The organism is Acinetobacter sp. FY683, assembly GCF_059515885.1.
The window spans coordinates 120,442-141,551 of the sequence record NZ_JCAKNA010000003.1; the positions used below are offsets into that span (position 1 = coordinate 120,442).

The 21,110-nt window shown below is 37.6% G+C and carries 29 protein-coding genes and 3 pseudogenes; 23 read left to right on the forward strand and 9 right to left on the reverse strand.

Features of this window, described 5'->3' with window-relative positions:
- Positions 1-184: 184 nt before the first annotated feature.
- On the forward strand, positions 185-1,570 hold the full coding sequence (locus AC5YDH_RS02555; protein ID WP_496116720.1) for a Do family serine endopeptidase: 1,386 nt from the start codon (positions 185-187) through the stop codon (positions 1,568-1,570).
- 133 nt (positions 1,571-1,703) lie between these two features.
- Entirely contained in the window at positions 1,704-2,147 is a 444-nt protein-coding gene (locus AC5YDH_RS02560; protein ID WP_496116721.1) for an acyl-CoA thioesterase, read from the forward strand.
- 163 nt (positions 2,148-2,310) lie between these two features.
- Here the strand turns inward: AC5YDH_RS02560 and AC5YDH_RS02565 are convergent, their stop codons facing one another.
- Positions 2,311-2,538 (reverse strand): DUF1090 family protein, encoded by a 228-nt coding sequence (locus AC5YDH_RS02565; RefSeq protein ID WP_496116722.1) that lies wholly within the window; start codon positions 2,536-2,538, stop codon positions 2,311-2,313.
- Between the two features lie 341 nt (positions 2,539-2,879).
- Between AC5YDH_RS02565 and AC5YDH_RS02570 the strand changes: the two are divergent.
- A pseudogene (locus tag AC5YDH_RS02570) lies at positions 2,880-2,951 on the forward strand (hypothetical protein); the annotation flags it as partial.
- A gap of 206 nt (positions 2,952-3,157) precedes the next feature.
- Entirely contained in the window at positions 3,158-4,378 is a 1,221-nt protein-coding gene (locus AC5YDH_RS02575; protein ID WP_496116723.1) for a tyrosine-type recombinase/integrase, read from the forward strand.
- On the opposite strand, the gene AC5YDH_RS02580 is transcribed toward AC5YDH_RS02575, so the two are convergent.
- The 8 genes from AC5YDH_RS02580 to AC5YDH_RS02615 form a co-directional block, all read right to left on the reverse strand.
- Complete coding sequence (locus tag AC5YDH_RS02580; protein WP_496116724.1) at positions 4,367-4,621, reverse strand: hypothetical protein; 255 nt, start codon at positions 4,619-4,621, stop codon at positions 4,367-4,369. The two genes, AC5YDH_RS02575 and AC5YDH_RS02580, sit on opposite strands and share 12 nt — an antisense overlap.
- Positions 4,621-4,971: a hypothetical protein gene (locus AC5YDH_RS02585; RefSeq protein WP_496116725.1), complete on the reverse strand. Its 351-nt coding sequence runs from the start codon at positions 4,969-4,971 to the stop codon at positions 4,621-4,623. Before AC5YDH_RS02585 ends, AC5YDH_RS02580 begins: the two co-directional genes overlap by 1 nt.
- Before the next feature lie 158 nt (positions 4,972-5,129).
- The gene (locus AC5YDH_RS02590) at positions 5,130-5,294 is read right to left on the reverse strand and encodes a hypothetical protein (protein ID WP_496116726.1); all 165 of its coding nucleotides are present in this window, start codon (positions 5,292-5,294) and stop codon (positions 5,130-5,132) included.
- Positions 5,295-5,354: 60 nt separating this feature from the next.
- The gene (locus AC5YDH_RS02595; protein WP_496116727.1) at positions 5,355-7,004 is read right to left on the reverse strand and encodes a recombinase RecT; all 1,650 of its coding nucleotides are present in this window, start codon (positions 7,002-7,004) and stop codon (positions 5,355-5,357) included.
- A 22-nt stretch (positions 7,005-7,026) separates the two neighbouring features.
- Positions 7,027-7,905 (reverse strand): PD-(D/E)XK nuclease-like domain-containing protein, encoded by an 879-nt coding sequence (locus tag AC5YDH_RS02600; protein WP_496116728.1) that lies wholly within the window; start codon positions 7,903-7,905, stop codon positions 7,027-7,029.
- Positions 7,906-8,157 carry a hypothetical protein gene (locus AC5YDH_RS02605; RefSeq protein ID WP_496116729.1) on the reverse strand — a complete coding sequence of 84 codons (252 nt, stop codon included), beginning with the start codon at positions 8,155-8,157 and terminating at the stop codon, positions 7,906-7,908.
- Positions 8,158-8,356: 199 nt separating this feature from the next.
- On the reverse strand, positions 8,357-8,707 hold the full coding sequence (locus AC5YDH_RS02610) for a hypothetical protein (protein WP_496116730.1): 351 nt from the start codon (positions 8,705-8,707) through the stop codon (positions 8,357-8,359).
- A gap of 212 nt (positions 8,708-8,919) precedes the next feature.
- Entirely contained in the window at positions 8,920-9,609 is a 690-nt protein-coding gene (locus tag AC5YDH_RS02615) for a S24 family peptidase (protein WP_496116731.1), read from the reverse strand.
- 103 nt (positions 9,610-9,712) lie between these two features.
- On the opposite strand from AC5YDH_RS02615, the gene AC5YDH_RS02620 reads away from it, so the two are divergent.
- The 19 genes and pseudogenes from AC5YDH_RS02620 to AC5YDH_RS02710 all read left to right on the forward strand — a co-directional run bounded on the left by AC5YDH_RS02620 (position 9,713) and on the right by AC5YDH_RS02710 (position 21,097).
- Complete coding sequence (locus AC5YDH_RS02620; protein ID WP_496116732.1) at positions 9,713-9,898, forward strand: hypothetical protein; 186 nt, start codon at positions 9,713-9,715, stop codon at positions 9,896-9,898.
- 9 nt (positions 9,899-9,907) lie between these two features.
- Entirely contained in the window at positions 9,908-10,225 is a 318-nt protein-coding gene (locus tag AC5YDH_RS02625; protein ID WP_496116733.1) for a hypothetical protein, read from the forward strand.
- A gap of 17 nt (positions 10,226-10,242) precedes the next feature.
- Positions 10,243-10,527 (forward strand): hypothetical protein, encoded by a 285-nt coding sequence (locus AC5YDH_RS02630; protein WP_496116734.1) that lies wholly within the window; start codon positions 10,243-10,245, stop codon positions 10,525-10,527.
- A complete protein-coding gene (locus AC5YDH_RS02635) occupies positions 10,524-11,585 on the forward strand; it encodes a hypothetical protein (RefSeq protein WP_496116735.1) in 1,062 nt (353 codons plus the stop codon). Before AC5YDH_RS02630 ends, AC5YDH_RS02635 begins: the two co-directional genes overlap by 4 nt.
- Complete coding sequence (locus tag AC5YDH_RS02640; protein WP_496116736.1) at positions 11,575-11,736, forward strand: hypothetical protein; 162 nt, start codon at positions 11,575-11,577, stop codon at positions 11,734-11,736. Before AC5YDH_RS02635 ends, AC5YDH_RS02640 begins: the two co-directional genes overlap by 11 nt.
- Positions 11,736-12,251: a RusA family crossover junction endodeoxyribonuclease gene (locus AC5YDH_RS02645; protein ID WP_496116737.1), complete on the forward strand. Its 516-nt coding sequence runs from the start codon at positions 11,736-11,738 to the stop codon at positions 12,249-12,251. Before AC5YDH_RS02640 ends, AC5YDH_RS02645 begins: the two co-directional genes overlap by 1 nt.
- A gap of 2 nt (positions 12,252-12,253) precedes the next feature.
- Positions 12,254-12,625: pseudogene (locus tag AC5YDH_RS02650) on the forward strand (hypothetical protein); the annotation flags it as partial.
- A gap of 331 nt (positions 12,626-12,956) precedes the next feature.
- Positions 12,957-13,169, forward strand: coding sequence for a hypothetical protein (locus tag AC5YDH_RS02655; RefSeq protein ID WP_496116738.1), 213 nt, complete (start codon positions 12,957-12,959; stop codon positions 13,167-13,169).
- An 82-nt stretch (positions 13,170-13,251) separates the two neighbouring features.
- A complete protein-coding gene (locus tag AC5YDH_RS02660; protein ID WP_496116739.1) occupies positions 13,252-13,671 on the forward strand; it encodes a hypothetical protein in 420 nt (139 codons plus the stop codon).
- 2 nt (positions 13,672-13,673) lie between these two features.
- On the forward strand, positions 13,674-13,850 hold the full coding sequence (locus AC5YDH_RS02665) for a hypothetical protein (RefSeq protein ID WP_496116740.1): 177 nt from the start codon (positions 13,674-13,676) through the stop codon (positions 13,848-13,850).
- Positions 13,850-15,484 carry a portal protein gene (locus AC5YDH_RS02670; RefSeq protein ID WP_496116741.1) on the forward strand — a complete coding sequence of 545 codons (1,635 nt, stop codon included), beginning with the start codon at positions 13,850-13,852 and terminating at the stop codon, positions 15,482-15,484. Before AC5YDH_RS02665 ends, AC5YDH_RS02670 begins: the two co-directional genes overlap by 1 nt.
- Positions 15,485-15,516: 32 nt before the next feature.
- On the forward strand, positions 15,517-15,906 hold the full coding sequence (locus AC5YDH_RS02675; protein ID WP_496116742.1) for a Bbp19 family protein: 390 nt from the start codon (positions 15,517-15,519) through the stop codon (positions 15,904-15,906).
- Positions 15,899-16,564, forward strand: coding sequence for a hypothetical protein (locus AC5YDH_RS02680; RefSeq protein WP_496116743.1), 666 nt, complete (start codon positions 15,899-15,901; stop codon positions 16,562-16,564). The genes AC5YDH_RS02675 and AC5YDH_RS02680 overlap by 8 nt, the downstream gene beginning before the upstream one ends.
- Before the next feature lie 16 nt (positions 16,565-16,580).
- The gene (locus AC5YDH_RS02685) at positions 16,581-17,498 is read left to right on the forward strand and encodes a phage capsid protein (protein ID WP_496116793.1); all 918 of its coding nucleotides are present in this window, start codon (positions 16,581-16,583) and stop codon (positions 17,496-17,498) included.
- A 73-nt stretch (positions 17,499-17,571) separates the two neighbouring features.
- Positions 17,572-17,799 carry a hypothetical protein gene (locus tag AC5YDH_RS02690; RefSeq protein WP_496116744.1) on the forward strand — a complete coding sequence of 76 codons (228 nt, stop codon included), beginning with the start codon at positions 17,572-17,574 and terminating at the stop codon, positions 17,797-17,799.
- A gap of 1 nt (position 17,800) precedes the next feature.
- Positions 17,801-18,151: pseudogene (locus tag AC5YDH_RS02695) on the forward strand (Gp49 family protein); the annotation flags it as partial.
- Positions 18,143-18,391: a crAss001_48 related protein gene (locus AC5YDH_RS02700; protein WP_496116794.1), complete on the forward strand. Its 249-nt coding sequence runs from the start codon at positions 18,143-18,145 to the stop codon at positions 18,389-18,391. The pseudogene AC5YDH_RS02695 and the gene AC5YDH_RS02700, both read left to right, overlap by 9 nt.
- 64 nt (positions 18,392-18,455) lie before the next feature.
- On the forward strand, positions 18,456-19,019 hold the full coding sequence (locus tag AC5YDH_RS02705; RefSeq protein WP_496116745.1) for a phage connector family protein: 564 nt from the start codon (positions 18,456-18,458) through the stop codon (positions 19,017-19,019).
- Positions 19,019-21,097, forward strand: coding sequence for a phage tail protein (locus tag AC5YDH_RS02710; RefSeq protein WP_496116746.1), 2,079 nt, complete (start codon positions 19,019-19,021; stop codon positions 21,095-21,097). Before AC5YDH_RS02705 ends, AC5YDH_RS02710 begins: the two co-directional genes overlap by 1 nt.
- Positions 21,098-21,110: the final 13 nt, after the last annotated feature.

Consider the following 21,110-nt stretch of genomic DNA (forward strand, 5'->3'; position numbering starts at 1 on the left):
CAAAAAAACAAGCGTAATTTAGTGTTAAATAATGAAATAAATTTATTTAATTTAAAAAATTAAGGAATATTTAAGTTATTGTTTATAAAACATATAGGGGAAACATTTTATTACGAAAGAATAGATTCCTTTGTGATAATAATTATCTATAACGTGTAAGTAATTGGTTGAGTGAACATTTTATATGAAGACAAATGAATTAAAAAAAGGGATTTATGCTGCAGTTTTTACGATGATAGCCGTACAAACAAATGCAGGAACTCCTGTCGATTTTTCTAATTTAGTAGAAAATGTAAGCCCTGCAGTTGTAAGTGTAAACGTTGTGAAAAAAATGACTCAAGATGAGCTCATGCAACAACAAGTTCCTGAAATTTTACGCCGATTTTTTGGTAATCAAATCATTATTCCACAGCAAAAAGCACCTCAAGAAAAGACGGGTTTTGGTAGTGCATTTTTTATTGGTAAAGATGGATATTTGCTTACAAACCATCATGTTGTTGAAAATGCCTCTAAAGTCACTGTCGTTTTAAATGATCGCCGTGAGTTAGATGCAACGGTAGTCGGAAGTGATGAGCGTACAGATGTCGCTTTGTTAAAAGTAACAGGTAAGAATTTTCCAGAACTCAAAACAGGAAATGTAGATACCTTAAAAGTGGGTGAACCTGTGCTTGCGATTGGTTCTCCATTTGGCTTTGATTATTCTGCATCTGCGGGTATTGTCAGCGCGAAAATGCGTAATATGACTGGGGAAACCACAGTACCATTTATTCAAACAGATGTTGCTTTAAACCCGGGTAATTCGGGTGGTCCATTGTTTAACCAAAAAGGTGAAGTTGTTGGTGTGAACTCACGTATTTTTAGTGGTACGGGAGGCTATATGGGGCTTTCATTTTCTATTCCAATTGATGTGGCAATGGATGTTGCAGATCAACTGAAGAAAAATGGCAAGGTTACGCGTGCGTATTTAGGTTTAGGTTTACAGGATATTGATCGTGATTTAGCGGAATCGTATAAGTTGCCGAAACCTGAAGGTTCATTGATCACACAAATTGCACCAAATTCACCTGCAGAAAAAGCGGGTTTGAAATCGGGCGATGTGATTTTGAAACTTAATGGTACTCCTATTTTAAGAACCGTTGAATTGTTCACGTATTTAAACCGTCTTACACCGGGTCAAACTGTACAATTTGAAGTATTAAGAGATGATAAGCGTCGAAATATTTCAGCGCAATTATCAACTGCTCCAGATGATACTCCTGCTAAAGATAAAGTAGGAAATGCACAGAATAAAGGACCAGTACTAGGTGTGAGTATTCGCGATTTAACACCACAAGAGCAAAGCCATTTAGCTATTAAAGGCGGTGTGTTGTTGCAAGACGTATTACGTGGCGGAGCAGCTGCACAAGCTCGTTTAATTCCAGGTGATGTGATTGTTCAAGTAAATAGCCGCGATGTAAAAAATGCAGCAGAATTTGTTGAAACTGTAGCTCAATTTAAAAAGAATAATGTTGTACGCCTAACTATTATTCGAGATGGACAGCCAGCAATTGTTGGTGTTCGCATTCAATAAGCTGTATTTATTAAATTTATAGATTAATTTTTTAATAAAAACCGTTCTTAATGAGCGGTTTTTATTATTCTTATTGAGCGATATTTAGATAAACTTAGACATGTGTTGTGGCTATAGAATTTAAGAGAAATAAATGAGTGGTATTTTTGATTTAACAATGGTTGTAAAGCCAGAACATATTGATATTTTGGGGCATGTAAATAATGTGGTGTACGTACAGTGGATGCAAGATGTTGCATCAGCACATATTGAAGAATTGGGTTTAGGTTTAAAACAATATATTGAACTTAAACATGCCATGGTCGCAGTTGAGCATCAAATGCAATATCGAAAAGCAGCATTTGAAGGGGAAACCATTGTATTGAGAACATGGTTGAATGATATCAATTCATTATACTTATTTAGACAGTATGCTTTTTATAGACCATCAGATCAGACGTTATTATTTGTTGCGAATACGAAGTGGGCATGTATTGAAATAGAGACGGGTAGACCTAAAAGAATGTCACCTACTTTTACGCATGCTTATCAACCTATTTCAAATGAAAAAGATCCTTTTGATTTTTCATTGATTTAGGTTGGGTAAAAGCTTAAATACGAGGCTGATGTATTGATAAAGTTGGTAAATTAGCCTTTGAAATTTTTAAAGTAGAATTAAGTCGTAGTAAATCTATTTTTAAATAAACATGATCTGTATTGAGCGCAGAAAAAAGTTTATTGCATTGGATTTTGAGTAAATTCTATTTAGCGTGTGATGTTTGGTTGGCTTTAATTTTTGCGCATTGTTGTCCTACGCGAGCAAGCGCTTTTTCTAAACCTTTAACTCTATTTGCATTATTATGTTTTTTCGCATAACTAATTTGTTGTTGTAGTTTTTCTTTTTTAAGCTGACACGAATTATAGCTTTGAGCAAATGTCTGAAATGAAACTATAGAAATAGAGATAATCAGTAATGATTTTAAAAGCATATTGCGACCTTATTAATCTATATGAAATATAAATTGTAAATTAAGTTTGGCTTAATAATCAATTGCAGTGATAAAAGGGAATCGCTGTGAAATGGTGTGAGTAACCTTCAGCTTTAGACTCTGAGTATTAAAAAATGGAGAGTAATTTTATTTGAGCCGATTTTAAATTTTGTCTATAAAGCAAAGGAGGCTCTATTTTTAAAGAATTTATAAAGCTGAAAACTAAATTATTATAATGAATACTTTGAAAAAACCATCTGCTATAATCACTCGCAACTTTATTCTGCTTTTGCTGTGTATTAATTATTGCATGCATAGCGCGTTTATTTCCAAGGTAGCCCATGGCGCAAGCTAAAAAATCTGTTGATATAAAAAACATTCGTAACTTTTCGATTATTGCGCATATTAATAACTCAGATTAAGAAGCTATCAGACATTAAGCGACACATTCAGACGTAAGATACAAACAAAGCCTTTAATTAGGCTTTTTTTATGCGCACCAATAAGACACAATAAGACATCAAGAGAAACTATAAGCCTCTGCAAATATGTACACAATTGAGTACATATTAAGAGTGTGTACTTAGTTTTATAAAATTTATTGTGTACATGGTGATTTATGGCTCTTTCTGAAACATGGTTAAAATCTCAACTAGGAAAAGATCGAGATAAAATAGAAGAATTTGCCGACCGTGATGCAATGGGTGTCCGAATTACACCTAAAGGTAAAATCGTTTTTCAGTTGCGTTACCGATATAACGGTAAACAGCACCGACTAGATTTAGGCTCATATCCCAACCTATCTTTAAAAAATGCTCGTGCTGAGGCAGATCGACTAAGAGGGGAGCTTGAAAAAGGTTACGATCCAAAGCAAGTGAAGCTAAAAGAAAAAGTGAGCATTAAAGATGCTTATACTTTTGATAAGTTGTTTTATGAATGGCATGAAAAATTTTGTGTTCCAAATAAAGAAAGTGAACATGAGATTAAACGCTCATTTGAAATTTATGTTTTACCTGAAATAGGTAAACAAAACTGTGATGATGTTACTGCATACCAATGGCTTTTATTACTAGAAAAAGTTGCAAAAAAATCCCCATCAATTTCAGCTAGACTTCTACTTAATTCAAATCAGTGCTTGAAGTGGGGGCAAAGAAGGGGATTAGTTCAGAATAATTACCTAATAGGCATATCCGCAAAGCATGACTTAAGAATAGAAAAGGGTGTTAAAGAGCGAACACTAACAGATCAAGAGATTTACCTATCTTGGTATGCACTTGAACGAACACGAATGGCATATAAAAATAAGATATTTCTTACACTGCTGCTAATTTATGGTTGTCGAGTTGGTGAGCTGAAGCTTGCTAAAAAATCTGATTTTAATTTCGAGAAAAACATCTGGACGATACCGCCTGAAAACCACAAAACAGGAAAGAAAACTAAAAAGCCTTTAGTTCGACCAATTGTAGCCGGTGTAAAACCATATCTTCTCGAAGCAATGGGGTTAGGGGATTCTGAATATCTGTTCACTGCAGATGGGGCAAATAGACCGCTTGGTGAAACATCACATCTCACAATGCCTAATAATATTTTTCAGTGGTTGAAAAGACATAAAAAAAATGATTTAGCACATTGGTCTGTTCACGATCTAAGACGGACAATGCGAACAAACATGTCAACGATTGCTCAACCTCATGTTTGTGAAATTATGCTTGGCCATGCACTCCCTAAAATTTGGGGTACTTATGATAAACATGATTATTTAGAAGATCAGGCAAAAGCCTATAATGAATGGATAGATCGATTAAAATTGATTTGGAATAATGAAACGCTAGGAAGCTAGCGTTTCTTTTTTACGTAATGGCCAAGTAGAATACCAATTTAATAATTGACCAGCATCATAGTTATTTCCTGCGCCTCGACACTCTGAAAATGGTTTTGGCATTGGATTCGCATAAAGTGTTGAATCTTGCCAACGATTCAATGAACGAGATGATCTACCAAAAATTTCTTCAAGATCTGGTGTTTTTAAAACAGGTTTAGATTTTAATGCATCTGCAATAGTCATACCTTCAAATTTTGACATTAAGAAACCTCCTTCAAACTTTTCACTACACTTTTAGGTAACCCAAATACATTTTTAAAAGCCTTATCAAATTCACCGCTAGCAATAAAAGCATCAATGTTGTTAGGCTTGCTGTGTTCAGTAATATAAGTGGCCATGACTGCATAAAGCGGATGCACAATAGATTCTTCTATTAAAATTTCACAACCATTCGCATTGTGATTAATTTTCAAATCGATTTTTGAATTGCCCAAAACTAATAAAAAATGCTTACGCTCTTCAATATTCAACTTCAAAACAAACGGTTTATCTTTATGAAGTTCATCGATGACCAAATTCGCTACAGCAATGTTTTTTTGAATTTCAGTCATTGGTTGACTCCTGCGCTTCGATCATGGATTTTTCAAGGTTATCAATATCATCATCCATTTGTTTAAAACAAGCATCGTCAACACTCGGATGACATTCAGCTATACAAATATGAGAAATGCATCTTTTAGCTAAGTCAACATTAACCAGAACAAACCCATCAGGCACAGCTACTTTTTTTGGCTTGTTGCCACATTAAGTGAGCTTCGTGAATTTCTTTATACACATATTCGCCATTTTGATTGCGTGGGTATGGTCTACGAATAATTGGTTTGAAAATTTCAGCATAAGCTTCTTCAAAAGCTTCATCACGTTTAATATCCATCACACTACCTTTCTATATTTTCAATAGTGGCTGTATGAGAGTACAGCCACGGTTTGTCTATTAACCTAAAATCTCAGCTTCACGTTTTTGTGCTGCAATATTTAAGCGTTGCTTGTCTTTGTCTGATTGCTCTTCGTACATCGGGTCGATATATTCGGCATTAATATCGTCTTGATTACGTGCGTTTTCGATACGTTCAATTGCTGAATCAATCCAACATTTTTGAACATCTGCGAACATGTCTTGTTGATTTTCTAAAAAGGTTTTCCGTGCGCCGTAAACTTGCAGAACATCACCCATGTGATCAACAGTAAGCTTTTCTTTGCTGTCACGAATGGTCTGACCTACCACTGTTAATTGATCGATAGTAGGTGCATCAGTGATTTGAATTTTTAAACCATTCGCTACGGCTTGGCTTTTAATATCATCAACGGCATGAACTGATTTTGTTTCTTGCGCCACATTTGCTTTATTAATGTCTTCAATTTTATTTTTAATCGAATTCACTAAATAAGTTTTATGCGCCGTGGTTAAAATTTCATTACTATCAATTAAAGGGATGATCGTTTCTAGATCCTTTACATGTGTCATACCTTCAATCTGATCTAAATATTCTTTACGAATTTCTGTAGATGTCGGTTTTTTGGGTTGTTCAGCTTCGACTGGAGGCGCTTCCTGGTGTTGAGGTTCAGGCTTTTTTGCAGTAGCTACCTCCGCAGCACTTTGAAACTTTTGACCTTGAGCTTTGATAAGTTGCATTAATTGTTTTCGCTCATCTTTATCAGCATGATCCATTGCTTGCTCTTCCATCACGTCAAGGTGTGCAGGGGATTTAGCTGTTAAAACTCCACGCTTTATCTGCTCGAATGATGGCGCATATTCAATTTCTTGTTCTTGAACGTGTTGAGTAGGTTGCTGTTCATGCTCAATATTTTGAGCCTCATTTTGTGTTGATGATTGGTCATTTTGATCTTCATTACTGTTATCTACAGTCACAAAGTCACCATCGATTGTCACGCCCTTACCTGATTCTTGAGCGTGTGAAACATCCATAGCATTAGATAGCTCAATTGATTGAGGCATGTATTTTAAGACTTGTAGTAAAGCGACTTTACGAGCGTATGCTTCAAAATGTTTTTTCGAGTAATGATTAGGCTGTAAACCTTTCACTACAGTTTTTACAAAATGAGCATGCACTTTTTTAACTGGCCATACTTCAATAATTGGCATTTCAGAATCTTTAACACGACCAATTGCATAAACATGAGTTAATTTATCAACATCAAATTCACCACACGGTTTGTGACGGCAATAAGGAGAGTCACCAAGCATGTAATCAAACTCATCACCCTCATAAACAGCGCCAGTCCAAACAGAGGCACGACCACCACGTTGTGCTAGATCAACTAAACCTTTCCAACCAGGAATGAAAGTACACGTGCCATTGTAAGGAACTAAATAACCTTGACCATTTACACCAGGTTCTAAACCAAGTTGAGATGCAATAATAATGCTTGAAAAAATAGAGTTAGAAGAACACTGTTGCAGCTTAGGGTTTTGACTAAATGCAGTCAAAGAAAGACGCATCATGCGATCTACTGTTAAATGTTTCGGCAAAGCCATTTCAAGCTGTGATTTGTACTTGTTCATGTACACTTGGAAAGCTTTAGCAGGGCTTTGAGCAGGCATGTTTTGAGTTTGAGCGTTCATAATAAATATTCCTAAAATTTAATTAATTAAAATCGTTTTCTAAAGCTTGTTTTGTCATGTATGACGGTAAGAAGATTTCTTCTAAATCTTTTGAGTAGCCATCCCACTCATCGATCAGCAGGGATTCAGCAAGTAGTGCTTTTGATTTGTTGTAACGTGCCTCACCAACACTTAAAAATAAGTCTGATGCTTTGTACTGCTTAACGTTGAATGGGGCAGAGCTTTCAGCAACCAGTAAAATGAACGGTGGTTTTTCTTCTGTTTGGTAATATTCTTGAAAGCCTTCACGGTACATAGATGCAGATAGGTCATAACCAAAGTCGCTACATTTTTTTTGAAATGCGTGATGACGTGCATCTGTTGTAGTTTTTAAATCCAAGATCAAGCCGTTTGGAAATTTTTTACACGGGGCAATGTGCCAATCTGGGCGAATACGCAAATTCAACCCAAAGATGGGATCAACAAAAAATATACTTGCCTCTGCCATGCCGTAATCATTCTGCATATCAGCGTAAGAACTTAAAGTTTTTAAGTTTTCAGCTATACGTTGAGCATGAGCAACATCTTCGTCTGTTACTGGTAGTTTTCCTGCATTTGCTAGTTCCCAAGCTTCTGCTTCCGCTTTACCTTCTTTGGTTCTGCGGTTGAACTTAGGAGCAATAGCAAATTCATGCTCAAATTGTTCAGGCTCTAAAAATATTGTATGAACCAAAGTGCCAAAGCTCATTGCTGTTGATGTTTCTTTCGCATCTTCTTTCAAAATATTCTTCGAATAGAAGTGAGCACCTGAACGTAAAATATCTTTTAATTGACTTGAACTAAATTCAGGTGAAGCATGATATTCATCATTGCTCATGCGCTCAATTAGAGATGATGTAGGTAATTCCGTGAATGCGTTCATTTACTTACCCTCCGCAATTTGAACCATTGCTTCGACTTGCCTTGCAGACTCTTTCTCTGCTTGGCTTATAGCAATACAAGCCATTCCAAAGAAAAGGACAAACAGCAAAAGAAAGGCGCAGATATTGCTAAAAATGTTAGCTGTCTTGCCGTGCATTTCTTCGTAAGTTGGTTCACGGCGTAAAATAGAAGTCGTTTGACTTTTGTTATTATCAAACTTAGGCGTTTGACTATGTGATGCGGTTTGAATCATAATTACCTCGTTGAGTAAATAAGCCCTTTGATGTCGAGTCGAGAGGGCTTTTTTATTGCTTACGAGATTTAGTTTAGTTAACTGAACAAACGTAGTCAATAGTTTTGTTTAGTAAATTAAACTTTTTATTATTTTTCTGAACTTTTATTTTTTACGGGTGATAAAAAACCCACCGAAGTGGGCTGGTTATGTGGGCTATCTATTGTGATATACACATATCGCCTTTGTATCTGTAGTTTGTGACAATATTATTTATAATCTTAAATTCAAGCTTGCATGAGGTTGTTCTACTAATCATTGTTTGCGTTGTATATGTCTGATTTCCTATGGTGCCAACATTTACAACTGGAACTGAACCAGTGTTACTCTGATTATATTCAATAATTTCATAATCATCATCTTTGTATTGTCTATCAGGAATTCCCATATCTTCAATCAGTTCGCTTTTTGTCATTCCTTTCTTTGCGTTCATTCTTTTTTCAAACTTTGCTGTTGTGGCGCAACCTACAAGAAGTAAAAAGGCGAGTATTCCAGGTATTATTTTCATCATGATGCAAATCCTATTAATTTAAGAAACCAATAGATAGGCCATATCTCAGCTAAGAAAAAATTAATTGGTATTAAAAAAATCCAATTCCACCAATTATAATTGGTGTTGAAAAACATAAGGTAGATAAGAGTTGGGATAGCGCCCAACTGCCAAATCCAAAAGAACAAACTACTCTTATTCATATAACCCTCATATAAAATTATATTTATTAATTACCAATTTTCCATACTTGAGATTTGCCATATCCAACCAACAATCTCAAATTGTTGATCAATAACATCCTGAGTACTTAAATGTATTTCTGGGAACTCATCGACATTGTCGGAAACAACCCTGATTCCGCCCAATGGTAGGTTGTACAGGCGTTTTGCTAAAAATAACCCACCGTGACAAATAGCAAAAATCTTACCATCTTTAATCTTATTTCTACCTAAATCGATGTGAATCGTATCGCCATCTTTAATTGTCGGACTCATTGAGTCACCAGATGCAAGTGTTGCAATAGCATCTTTTTGGTCGATTGCTTTATTACGTAATGTTGTTTTTGACATGCGTAATTTACGTTTCTCATTTAAGAGAATTGCTTCACCAATAGATCCCGATCCACATGCGAAAGAAAAATCCTTAAAAAATGGAATCTCGATTTCATCATCATCTAATGGCGTATTGCTATCCCATGATTCCACCGGGTAGATATCCATATCAACACCAGTTAGCAACCATCCTGATGTTGTTTTTAAAGCCTGTGCTAACTGTATAAGCCTACTGCCAGTTGGATTGTTTACTCCACTAATCCAGTTGGTGACAGTTCCTTTGCTTGCTCCAGTTGCTGCAACTAAATCTTTGTGCTGCAAGCCTAATTCTTTCATGCGATGAGCGATTCGGTCTGATGTAGTTTGCATAATTTTAGAACCTTACATTTGTTTAAAATACTAAACAAAAAAATTGACATATTCCTAAACTTATCGTTCAATAAACTAAACTTATTTGTTTAGGTAAATAAACGTGACCGTTAATGATTTAAGAATTTTTTATAAAGCCAAGAGTGACGCTGAGCTAGCACGGATTTTAGGACGTGATAGATCAGTTATTAACTATTGGAGAAAAGGCATACCTCTAAGCACACAAGCGGTTTTTGAAGTCTCAACAAAAGGAAAGTTGAAGGCTGAAATTAAAGCTCTGAGCGCATAAGGGGGGTGTATGTCTGAAAAATTAACAGAAAGCATCACTTTTAAATGCACGTATGAAGAAAAGCGTGATTTAGAAGCGATTGCAAAGTCAGAAAAAAGAAATCTGTCTGAGCATATTAGAAGTCTTGGCATGGCAAATATCTCTGAAGTTCGGGAACGCTTAAATAATCTCGCATCACTCATGCGTTTGACCACAGATACCGTAGATACAAGTTTTGATCTTGTTTCACCACCTCAGATACGAGATGTCACCCCAAAAGCAATAGGCGCAAAAAAAGCCCAACTGTGCGACCAGTTGAGCTTTCTTGCTGTCCACTCCGAAAAGTAAACAGAGGTAATCCAAGAATGCCAAATTTACCACAGAGCCTACCTAAAGATAAAGAAGTTAAGCCGAAATTTATTGAAACAGAGCTGGGTAAGGAAAAGCTTTGTATCCAGTGTCAAGAATATTGGCCATTAGATAGTGAATTTTGGTTTTCGTACAAAGGTAAGCCTAAAAAAGATGGCTCTAAATCTATTAATTATGAATCGGCTTGCAAGTGTTGCTATTACATACGCTACAAACCACAGCGATCTAATGCACCAAAGATCCGCATTCGTTCAGGCTATGAAAGGATAGGTGTTGTATGAATGCCAAAGCTGTTCCTGTAATACCGTTTCCAAAGCCTCAGCAAACAGAGCAAGAGGCTAGAAAAAGCATGTATAGCGATAAGTTTGTACAAGGCTATGTCATGTCTAGTCGATTGTACCGTAAAGAAGTTTATCCGTTCATTAGTGATGCTGCACGCAACGTTTATGCTGAATTGGAAAACCGCATAAATGGCCATAACAAAGAATCTGATTTTGTTAGCTACTCACAATTACAAGGCTGTGATCTATCAGGTGCACGTCAGATGAGTAGACGGACAGTTTCTATAGCACTTAAAGAGCTTACTAAACTAGGTGTTGTGACAGTTATTTCTAGTGGCAAACAAGGCATGAAATCATATCGAATAAATGAAGTATCGGTAAAAGATCAGTTTACTAACAAAACTAGTGTAGTTAGTACACTAGTTCCACAGGTAAACCAGTCTAGTGTAGTTAGTGAACCGCTAACTAGTGTAGTTAGTAAACACACAATAGATACATCTTTAGAATCTTTAGATATTAAAAAAAATACTGTTCTTGTGGATAACTTAAAAACTGAAATGTTTAGCGATTCTGTTGAATACCATCAGGACGACAAAAAGCAGTACAGCTTAATTGAGTTATCAAAAGTTTATTCGATCCAATCCGATCTAACGGCACAAGCAAAACGACAAGCACCTGATCTTGATGATTCTCAAATCTTGAGCGAATTAAAAAACTTTGCTCAGTGGTCTACAAGCAGAGAAAAAACCACAGCACAAGGTTGGATGAATTACTGGACATACAGAATTCAAAAGCTGACAGCACCTAAGGCTAAAAAACAAAAGCCGACTAAGCCGAAAAACAAAACCTTGTCTGATGCTCAAATCAAAATGTTTGCTTCCGTGCTATGCAACTACGATCCATTTGCATCGCTGTACTCAAACATTGGGGAAACTCAAAAAGCATTCGAGGGACGTGTCAGTGCAAATTTAGGAAAGCTTGAACACATCAAAAAATATGCGCCGTACCTCACTGAGCTTGGTTATCACGTTCAATTGGAGGAATTCAATGCTGAATAACAAACCAATGGATGCAACACACCGTGAACTAGACGGTACCTTTTGGAAAAACGAAAAGGGAACTTGGGCATTTTGGCGTGATGGTTGGGGATGGTGTCAGTACGTTGGAATTGTGAATTCTAATTTCTTAAAAAAGTTTATGGAGCTGTGATGACAAATCTTCGATGGAATGAACAACAGCTACAAGCACACCTAAATGCACACAGAAATAGGGCAGAACGCTCGAAATTGAGGCTTAAAGAAGAAAACCAAGCAAAGGTACTTAAAGCAAAGAAAAGCGTTGTGAGCATCAAATCAGAGCGAAATACGGAAAGTATAGATAATCAGGTTTTGTATTGTGAGATTGCAGCAACACCACCGTCAGTAAATCACTACTGGGAACGTACAGGGCGAGGGATGAAGTTAAGTGATAAAGCAAAGCAGTTTCATGCGGTGGTAATGAATCTGATACCTGCATTAAGGCTGTCTACACGCTTAAAACTTGAAGTTGTCTTTCATTTTCCAACACATCAAAAGAGAGATATTGATAACCACTTGAAAGCAACGATCGATAGTTTAGTGAAATGTGGATTCTGTGAAGACGATGAACAGTTTGATGAATTGGTTGTAAGACGTGGAAGTGTCGTATCTGGTGGGCTAATAAAAATTAAAGTTTGGGAGATTTAACAATGGTTGAAGTGGTCGATTGTATAGCTAATTTGGATTCCCCTCGCGCACGCGCGCGTTTTATTAATCAACGTTCAAAGAAGAATGTAAAAAAATTCCTTGTAAAACAGCGTGGTTACAAGCGTCCTGACTTTAACCGAATGATCTTAGATTTATGTACTCACTTAGGTTGGACACATGAAAAAATTGCAGACGTTTTACCTGTTGCAAATGCTTCAACTGTCAGTGAATGGTCAAGAGGTGGAAAGCCTAATTTTGAGAATGGCGAGGCGTTTATTGAACTTTGGAAAATGGAAACAGGTATTGAAATTGTGCCACGTGATGGCGAATGGATGACGTACAAGTACAAGATCGGGCAGTTAGATATTTTTGATGATGGCGGTCTGTGCGATCAGGTTATTGAGCAATTGGACTGCGCTTTATCTGAGCCTGTGTCGAAAATATCCATCAATCATGATGAGTACAAGAATGGCGATCTTGTTATGTATACAGATGGTCAACCAGTGTTACTTGTGGTTCGCATGCATCGCAACAAAGTTCTTGTAAGCAAGTACGGATCATTTAGCGCGCCAAATACACCTCATGCTGAAATTCGGAAAGCAAGTGAGGAGGAAATTAAAATGTATTCTTCTAAACAATGGAAAGAAGAGGGGCGTAAAGGTAAGCCTGTGTTTATACATGATGTGATGGATCGGGAGATTGAGGATGATTAATTTTTTACTTGGTTTTAAGTTGAGGTTTATTCAAAAGGTTGCGCCTAAAAATTTTGACCATTGGTATGAAAACAAAAAAGAAATTATATTTTGTAAATCACCACAATGGCGTGAGTATGAGATACACATAGTGGTAAAAAAACCATTTTGGCTTATTGTTGTTGAGGCTATGGCATACAAATTAATAAGAATAATCAACCCATAAGCCTGAATTAATACACAACAAACCGCAACAAATAACACTCAACACTAGCTCTATTCAATAACCAATGAATAGGGCTTTTTTTATGGCACGTCAACCAGTAAAAACACCAGGTGCGAAAGAAGCACCTAAAGCAGAAGTGAAGGCAACCACCACGGTGCAAGCTTCCACAGATGACGCATTAGATGCTGTTTTGGGGAAGCCTGAAACAACTGAAACAAATAAAACTGCTGAGGATACATTGGCAGAGATTTTAAGCGGTGAAGACCCAGTGGAAGCGGATGCAGTCGAACATCCTGAAGGTTTTGTACCTACAGAACAACTCGATGCTGTTACTGCTGAATTAGAAGTAACAAAAAAGGCATTAGCACTTGCTACTAAAAATCAAAGTAAGGCAGTCGAGCCAAAAGAAGCACCACAAACAGTTGTAAGCGTAGAAGACAAACCGAAACGTAAACGTACTGTTTGTCACCCTCAAAAAGGTTGGATGGTCGTAGAGGAATAATCATGGGATCTAAACCAAAAGTAATTCAGCAAGATCCCGAAGGGGATGCAAAAAAAGCAGCAGAAGCGGCAGTAGTTGAAACGAACCAAAAGAAAGCTCAACGCCGTACATCTTCTGCACTTGGTAGTGGTATGCCACAGCAAGACGGCAAAAAAACTAAACTCGGTGGTGGTGAATAATGAATTTAGATGCTCAAAAGTACTGTGCACGTTTCGGTCAGTTAAAAATGGCACGTGCCATTCATGAATCTCATTGGGCTGATTGCTACAAATATGGTGCGCCTGAGCGTCAACAAAATTTTAGTTCAACTCAAAGCAATCAAAGTCAGCGTCAAGATGATCGTATTAATTTGTACGATTCAACTGCATCGGATTCCGTTCAAGTCCTTGTGTCAATGATTATGAATGGTGTAACGCCATCGAATGCGATTTGGTTCAAGGCTCAACCTGATGGAATTGATGATCTATCTGTGCTCACAGAGGGTGAGCGTTGGCTTGAAGATGTGTGTCAATTCATGTGGCGCAATATTCATGCAGCGAATTTCGATAGTGAAAGCTTTGAAACGATGACTGATGTTGTGACTGCAGGATGGGGCGTGCTTTACACAGATATTGACCGTGAAGCAGGTGGCGGATATGTCTTTGAATCTTGGCATCCTGGTAACTGCTTCATTGGTTCTACACGTGCTGACGGATTGATCGACACAATTTATCGTGAACATGAGATGACAGCCGAAGCGATGGTGAATACTTATGGTGAGGATAATTGTCACCACACAGTCGTAGAGCAAGCAAAAACAGCACCTGATACCAAATTCACTCTATTACACGTAATTCAGCCACGAAAGTCCAAAGGCGCAGGTCAAATCAACAAAGATATGCCTTTTGCTTCAACACATCTTGATTTTGGCAATAAGCACATGTTGAAAGAATCGGGGTATCACGAATTCCCTTGTTCAATCCCTCGTTTACGCCGTTTGCCTAATTCAGTGTATGGCAATGGACAAATGTCTATCGCTTTGCCTGATGCGAAAATGGCAAATGAGTTGATGAAAAACACAATTCAGTCGGCAGATCTACAGCTTGGTGGTATGTGGATCGCTCAAGATGACGGTGTGCTTAACCCACATACAGTGAAGATTGGTCCACGTAAGATCATTATTGCTAATGATGTGAACTCAATGAAACGCCTAGATGATGGTGCAAACTTTCAAATAGCGGATTATTTACTTCAAAACCTACAAGGTGGCATTCGTAAAAAGCTGATGGCTGACCAGTTACCACCAATTGGCACACAGCAAATGACAGCGACAGAGATTCACACACGTGTTGAATTGATTCGTCAGATGCTTGGTCCTATGTATGGTCGCCTCCAAACTGAATACCTTCAAACAATCTTAGACCGTTGCTTTGGCTTAGCTTTACGTGCAGGTGCTTTAGGTAATCCACCTGAAGAACTACAAGGGCGCAATCTTTCATTCAAATTCGTGTCACCAATGGCACGTAGTCAGCGCATGGAAGAAGTGACAGCAACAGAGCGATACGTAATGTCTATGTCGAATATGGCGCAAGCAGAACCATCAATTTTAGACAATATTGATTTTGATGCGGTTGCAGTTGTTACAGGTACAGGTCTTGGCGTTCCTCAAAACATTATGCGTACTGCTGATGGAGTTCAACAGAAGCGACAAGCCAAGCAAGAAGCGCAAGAGAAGCAGGCACAAGCACAGCAACAACAACAGATGATTCAAACCGTAGGGCAAGAGGCGGCTAAAGGTCTGGCACCACAAATGGCAAGTGAGATGATGCAATGATTTTAATTATCGCCGTATTAGCAATCCTACTTTTGATTGTTAGCTCAATACTTTGGCACGTAAATAATGAGCGTAATTTTCTTATTCAGCAATTACGAGATGAGCAGGAAGCCAAGGCAAAGTTATTAAAAAAAGAAGTGCCTGAACCATCTGAAATTGAAACAGGAACACTTGTAAAGCGACGTTACTACAAGCCTGTGACAGCAGAAACCTACCGAAATTTATTCGATATAGATATTAACGGAATGCGAGTTTTAGAGCATCTCGCTACCACGTTTTGTAAATCAATTTACGTCCGTGGCGGTCAAGAAGCAGATAGAGAATCATGCTTTAGAGCAGGTCAAAACGATGTAATTCAATTCATTCTTAAACAAATAAACCGTGCAAACGACCCAAATTATAAGGAAGAAACAAATGACTGATTTAACTAATAACGAATCGCAAGTACCTGAAATCGACCCAACACCAACTAGTGTACTAACGCCACCAGTTGAGAAAAACCCACAAGGGGGTGAAGGTAATCCAGTTGTTGATCAACCTGAAGTTATTAATTCAATTGACGACTATAAGGTGGAAATTGAAAACTTTAACCTCGATGAGTTTAAAGAATTCCCTGAAAACCAAGAGTTTTTAGAGCGTGCGCGTGAGGCAGGTTTTGGAAATAAAGAGCTAGGTTTCTTATTGGGTGAATACAACCAGTTATTGCCTGAGATTATGAAGGCTAATTCTGCGCTAGATGCAGAAGCATGCACAGAACAAATGAAAACTATTTGGGGCGGTGAAACAGACGCAAACTTTGGTTTTGCTCAAACTGCTGCACAAAATGCAATTCAAAACGGAATTCTAACTGACGAAGAAATTAATAGTCCTGAATTTGGTAACAATCCATTGGTTTTAAAAATGGCTGCATATTTCGGAAAACAACTACAAGAAGACACACCACCGTCTAACACACAGCAAAGTAATGGCGAAGATGTTCAATCATTAATGCGAAGTGAAGCATACCTTAATCCGCAACATGCTGACCACAAACGTGTGTACGCGAAGGTAGAGCAATTTTATCAAAAGCAATATAAATAAGGGGTAAAAAATGTCTATTGCAAATGAAAACAAAATCACGCCGGCGTTTGTACAGCAGTATCACGATAGTTATGAAACAACTTGCGCACAAAAAGTTTCGCGTTTACTTGCTACGGTAACAAACCGTGGTCGAATTCAGGGTGAATCATTCACCATTAACGATATGGGTAATGTTGAAATGAAGCCTTCTGGCGCTCGTTTCGGTAATACTGAATGGACAATTCCTGATGTTGGTGTTCGCTCAGTTTTAATGAATGACTTTGATTTATTCATTCCGATTGAAAAGCGTGATGTGCCTAAGTTAAAAGCACATCCAGAAGATACATACATGAAGAAATTGCATGAAGCGCACAACCGAAAAGTTGATGACATCATCTATCAAGCGTTAATTGGCGTAATTATCCGTAAAACAGTGGCAGATAATGGAACAGCTTCAACAACTCCAGTGTCATTACCTAGCACACAAATCATTTCACCTGTTGGTATGACGCTTAAACAGCAAATTATTAAAGCAAAATCATTATTCCGTAAAAACGAATGTGACGAGCAAAACGGTGAAGAGCTTTATGTCAATTATACAGCTGACATGATGGAAGAGTTCTTAAACGATAATACCTTAACAAATGCCGATCACATGTCTATTCAGATGTTGCAGAATGGTGCGGTTGGTACTAAGTGGCTTGGTGTGACTTGGGTTGCTTATGAAAAAGTGGTAGATGGTGCAACGGCAGGTACTAAGCGTGCAGTTATGTACTGTAAATCTGCTGTTCACTATGGTGATGCTGATATTGACGGTTTCAGTATTTCTGTTCGCCCAGACAAAAAAAACGTCAAACAGGTTGGTGGTATTCACTCTATGGCGGCAGGTCGTGCAAACGAACTTAAAGTCGTAGCGATTGACTACAAAGTGCCAGTGGTAGAAGAAGGCGAATAAGTAGCAGTTTTGACCTAACACTTTTGAGCGAGGGTGTTAGGTCTTTTTTATAACTAAGAATGGGAAAATTAGAATGAATAGAGCTGATGCAATTAAAATAGATGAACAGAACCTCAATCCTGAATTGTTTTGTGGAAAACGGGCGTTAGAGCGTGAACGAGAGAGCATAGATAAGCCACTTGAGCGCAACTCTAAAATTCGCATCTTGTTGGAAGTTATTGAAACTACATATAAAACAACCGAATTAGACTTGCAGAAAAAAGCATCTAAAAAACTAAGTAAATTATTGGATGATATTTAAAATGAGTAATTCAGAACAGCAAATTGAAAAAGAAATTCAAGATAAGGGCTTAAATGCTCCACGGTTAACGCCTGATCATATTGATTCAAAGATTAAAGCTATTCGCTATTTAACTGGTGATGTAGCTCCAGTTTTTGCGCATGAAGATTACTTTGCAAAAGAAGATAAAAGCACACCCTGCCTAACAATTTGTATTTTAACTTTAGAAAATGGATTCACAGTTACGGGTGAATCCGCATGTGCAAGCCCTGAAAACTTTGACAAGCTGATCGGGCAGAAAATTGCTTACCAGAATGCACGTGAAAAAATTTGGATGCTTGAAGGGTATTTATTAAAAGATAAATTGAGCCAAACAGCAAAACAACCAAAAAGCCATATTGAGCGAATGCAATCTGAAAAGTTTGAACTTGATACTAAGCTGAATGCATTAAATGCATTTTTAGCTAAACTTGGTACAGATCAAGCTCCATTACTGACTGATGAGCAAGTAAATAGCTTGGAACTTCAGGCGGAAGCAATGGAACAGTATTCAAATATTCTTGGTTCTCGAATCGAATATGATGAAGAATATTTAAGCGTATTAGGCGGTTAATCTTAACACCCAACAAACCGATACTTAAAAGCCCTCAAGATCAATAAAACTTGAGGGCTTTTTCATGTCTACAACAAAAGTATCTATCTGTAATGAAGCACTGAATTTACTTGGTGCTAAATCTATTCAATCGTTTGAAGAAAACACAGAAACAGCACGGCGTTGTGCATCTATTTACGATTCCACACGCCGTACTTTGCTTCGCATGCACCCATGGTCATTTGCTAAAAAACGTATGCAATTGGCACCAATATCAACATATCCAACTTTCGGTTATCAGTACGCATTTCAATTACCAAGCGATTTTATCCGTGTGATCGATACTGGTCTTGATGTGTATGAAGTGGAAGGACGACACATTCTTGCGGATGTAAATCTAATTAATCTTGTTTATGTGGCTGACGAACAAAACGAAGGTATTTGGGATTCTTTATTTTCTGAATGCATGATTTTGTATTTGGTTAATAAATTAGGCAAACCAATCACAGGTAGCCAAACAGAAGCAGATAGCGCATGGCAAAAGCTTCAAAACACACTTAAACAAGCACGAGCAATCAATGGCCAAGAGCGACCATCGCAAGATTTCTCAGCGAATTACAGCTCATCACTCATGGGATCTCGTTACTAATGAAGCAATTTCTTATTAAAAATAACTTTAGTGCAGGTGAGCTTGCACCAACGTTATACACACGAACAGACATACAGCAGTATGCAAACGGTGCTAAAGAACTAACAAATGTAATTCCGCTTGTAGAAGGTGGTGTGAAGAAAAGACCAGGTACTTATTTTGTTTCTTTGGCTAAAAATGCACATCGCTTAGTTCCATTTATTGTGAACTCAGGCGATACATTTGTACTTATCTTTCGCGATGGCTTCATTGATGTGTTTAATCCCAGAAGTAAAACAATCATCAAGTCTATTGTTTCACCTTACACAGCAAGTCAAATACACGATATTCAATACGTTCAGTACCGTTATGAAATGTTTCTTACTCACAATGAAGTACCTGTTCATAGATTTATGTGTAATGAAAAGTTTGAAAATTGGCAGTTAATACAATTCGTATTCTCACATGCGCCTACGGATTCTGAAAATGCGCGTTTTCCATTTCGTAAAGGAAAGCCGTCAGGTAAGGATGTTGGAGCACAGATATCTTTTACATTAAGTGGTGTGAATGGATGGCTAACAACACAAACGTATCTTGTTGGTGATGTTATTTCGTATTCAGGCGCTTACTACCAAGCAACACAAGACAGCACAGGAAAACAACCAAATACTGAAACAGGCTATTGGGCTGTTGTTACTGAAAGTTTAGGCGCTGTATTTACTGCTGCAGATATTGGTAGTTATATCGATGTAAACGGAGGGATTATAAAAATCACTCAGTTTGTGAATGCAAACCAAGTGAATGGGGAAGTTGTAAAAAAATTAGATGCTGATGTACAAGCAATTGAACGTGCGTGGTCAATTATGCCACCTGCATTCAATGAAGCTAACGGATATCCACGTTGCTGTACTTACTTTAAACAGCGTTTGGCACTAGCTAATACGAAAAAGAACCCTAATAAAATTTGGTTTAGTGCGGTTGGTGGTAATGGTAACTATCTTGAAACCACCGAAGATGGGGATGCATTCAGTATTGTTTCAGCGTCAGGTCTATCGAATAGTATTTTGTTTCTTGAAGCACAGCGAGGCGTTGTTTGCTTAACGTCAGGCGGTGAATTTATGGTGAATTCTGATGGCGTACTATCACCAACAACTGTGAATATTAACGAGCATTCAGCTTATGGTGCATACCCATCAACAAGACCTGAACGTGTAGGGAATGAGTTGCTATTTGTACAACGTGGTGGTGAGCGTTTACGTGCGCTGACTTATCGTTTTGAGGTGGATGGTCTTGTTTCTCCTGAAGTGAGTTCTTTAGCTTCACATATTGGTGAAAATCATTTAGGTATTAATGAACTTTCGTATATGCAAGAACCTGAAGCATTAGTCTGGTGTGTTTTGGGCGATGGGAAAGTGGCGAGTATCACATTCAATCGTGATCAAGAAGTTGTTGCATGGGCGCAGCATGACTTTAGTGGTGTGGTTTTAAGTATTTGTAGTGTTCCAACTAAGCTAGGTAAAGACAGATCATTCATGTTGATCTCAAGAAATGGTTCAACATGCTTAGAAGAAATTTCATTTGATGCATATCTCGATAGTCAGCGTGAAGTAGTGCTGTCAGATATCACTGTAAACAAAGAATCTTTGATTGGATTTAATAGTTTTGATGCATTTTTTAATGACAATAAACATATTTATCAGGTTCAATTTTTTGAAAATGAAACACAGATGGTATTTCCTGAACAGTGGCTTAATCAAGCTTTAAATATTGGGCAGACAATCAACTGTAAAGCAGCGATGTTTCCTCCTGAAATGAGCCAAAGTCCTGCATCATCACTTATGTTTAAGGCAAAGATTGATCGTATTGGATTGTTCTTTCATAAAACAATTTCACCTGAAATTAACGGTAAATTAGTTGAGCAATTCAACTATTCAAGCAGTGAAGTTTGGAAGCCAAGAGAACCGCACACAGGGTATCACTTGATTGAAGGTGGAACGTGGGAAAACCTGCACGAACTCCCATTCACTGTGACACACAACAAACCGCTACCGTTTCACCTGCAAGCTATCTCTATGCAGATATCAATTAACGAGAAATAAGATGCGTGTAGAT

Coding starts and splice junctions, on each gene's coding strand:
- AC5YDH_RS02555 (WP_496116720.1), top strand. CDS start 185: ATGAAGACAAATGAATTAAAAAAAGGGATTTATGCTGCAGTTTTTACG.
- AC5YDH_RS02560 (WP_496116721.1), top strand. CDS start 1,704: ATGAGTGGTATTTTTGATTTAACAATGGTTGTAAAGCCAGAACATATT.
- AC5YDH_RS02565 (WP_496116722.1), bottom strand. CDS start 2,538: ATGCTTTTAAAATCATTACTGATTATCTCTATTTCTATAGTTTCATTT.
- AC5YDH_RS02575 (WP_496116723.1), top strand. CDS start 3,158: ATGGCTCTTTCTGAAACATGGTTAAAATCTCAACTAGGAAAAGATCGA.
- AC5YDH_RS02580 (WP_496116724.1), bottom strand. CDS start 4,621: ATGTCAAAATTTGAAGGTATGACTATTGCAGATGCATTAAAATCTAAA.
- AC5YDH_RS02585 (WP_496116725.1), bottom strand. CDS start 4,971: ATGACTGAAATTCAAAAAAACATTGCTGTAGCGAATTTGGTCATCGAT.
- AC5YDH_RS02590 (WP_496116726.1), bottom strand. CDS start 5,294: ATGGATATTAAACGTGATGAAGCTTTTGAAGAAGCTTATGCTGAAATT.
- AC5YDH_RS02595 (WP_496116727.1), bottom strand. CDS start 7,004: ATGAACGCTCAAACTCAAAACATGCCTGCTCAAAGCCCTGCTAAAGCT.
- AC5YDH_RS02600 (WP_496116728.1), bottom strand. CDS start 7,905: ATGAACGCATTCACGGAATTACCTACATCATCTCTAATTGAGCGCATG.
- AC5YDH_RS02605 (WP_496116729.1), bottom strand. CDS start 8,157: ATGATTCAAACCGCATCACATAGTCAAACGCCTAAGTTTGATAATAAC.
- AC5YDH_RS02610 (WP_496116730.1), bottom strand. CDS start 8,707: ATGATGAAAATAATACCTGGAATACTCGCCTTTTTACTTCTTGTAGGT.
- AC5YDH_RS02615 (WP_496116731.1), bottom strand. CDS start 9,609: ATGCAAACTACATCAGACCGAATCGCTCATCGCATGAAAGAATTAGGC.
- AC5YDH_RS02625 (WP_496116733.1), top strand. CDS start 9,908: ATGTCTGAAAAATTAACAGAAAGCATCACTTTTAAATGCACGTATGAA.
- AC5YDH_RS02630 (WP_496116734.1), top strand. CDS start 10,243: ATGCCAAATTTACCACAGAGCCTACCTAAAGATAAAGAAGTTAAGCCG.
- AC5YDH_RS02635 (WP_496116735.1), top strand. CDS start 10,524: ATGAATGCCAAAGCTGTTCCTGTAATACCGTTTCCAAAGCCTCAGCAA.
- AC5YDH_RS02640 (WP_496116736.1), top strand. CDS start 11,575: ATGCTGAATAACAAACCAATGGATGCAACACACCGTGAACTAGACGGT.
- AC5YDH_RS02645 (WP_496116737.1), top strand. CDS start 11,736: ATGACAAATCTTCGATGGAATGAACAACAGCTACAAGCACACCTAAAT.
- AC5YDH_RS02655 (WP_496116738.1), top strand. CDS start 12,957: ATGATTAATTTTTTACTTGGTTTTAAGTTGAGGTTTATTCAAAAGGTT.
- AC5YDH_RS02660 (WP_496116739.1), top strand. CDS start 13,252: ATGGCACGTCAACCAGTAAAAACACCAGGTGCGAAAGAAGCACCTAAA.
- AC5YDH_RS02665 (WP_496116740.1), top strand. CDS start 13,674: ATGGGATCTAAACCAAAAGTAATTCAGCAAGATCCCGAAGGGGATGCA.
- AC5YDH_RS02670 (WP_496116741.1), top strand. CDS start 13,850: ATGAATTTAGATGCTCAAAAGTACTGTGCACGTTTCGGTCAGTTAAAA.
- AC5YDH_RS02680 (WP_496116743.1), top strand. CDS start 15,899: ATGACTGATTTAACTAATAACGAATCGCAAGTACCTGAAATCGACCCA.
- AC5YDH_RS02690 (WP_496116744.1), top strand. CDS start 17,572: ATGAATAGAGCTGATGCAATTAAAATAGATGAACAGAACCTCAATCCT.
- AC5YDH_RS02705 (WP_496116745.1), top strand. CDS start 18,456: ATGTCTACAACAAAAGTATCTATCTGTAATGAAGCACTGAATTTACTT.
- AC5YDH_RS02710 (WP_496116746.1), top strand. CDS start 19,019: ATGAAGCAATTTCTTATTAAAAATAACTTTAGTGCAGGTGAGCTTGCA.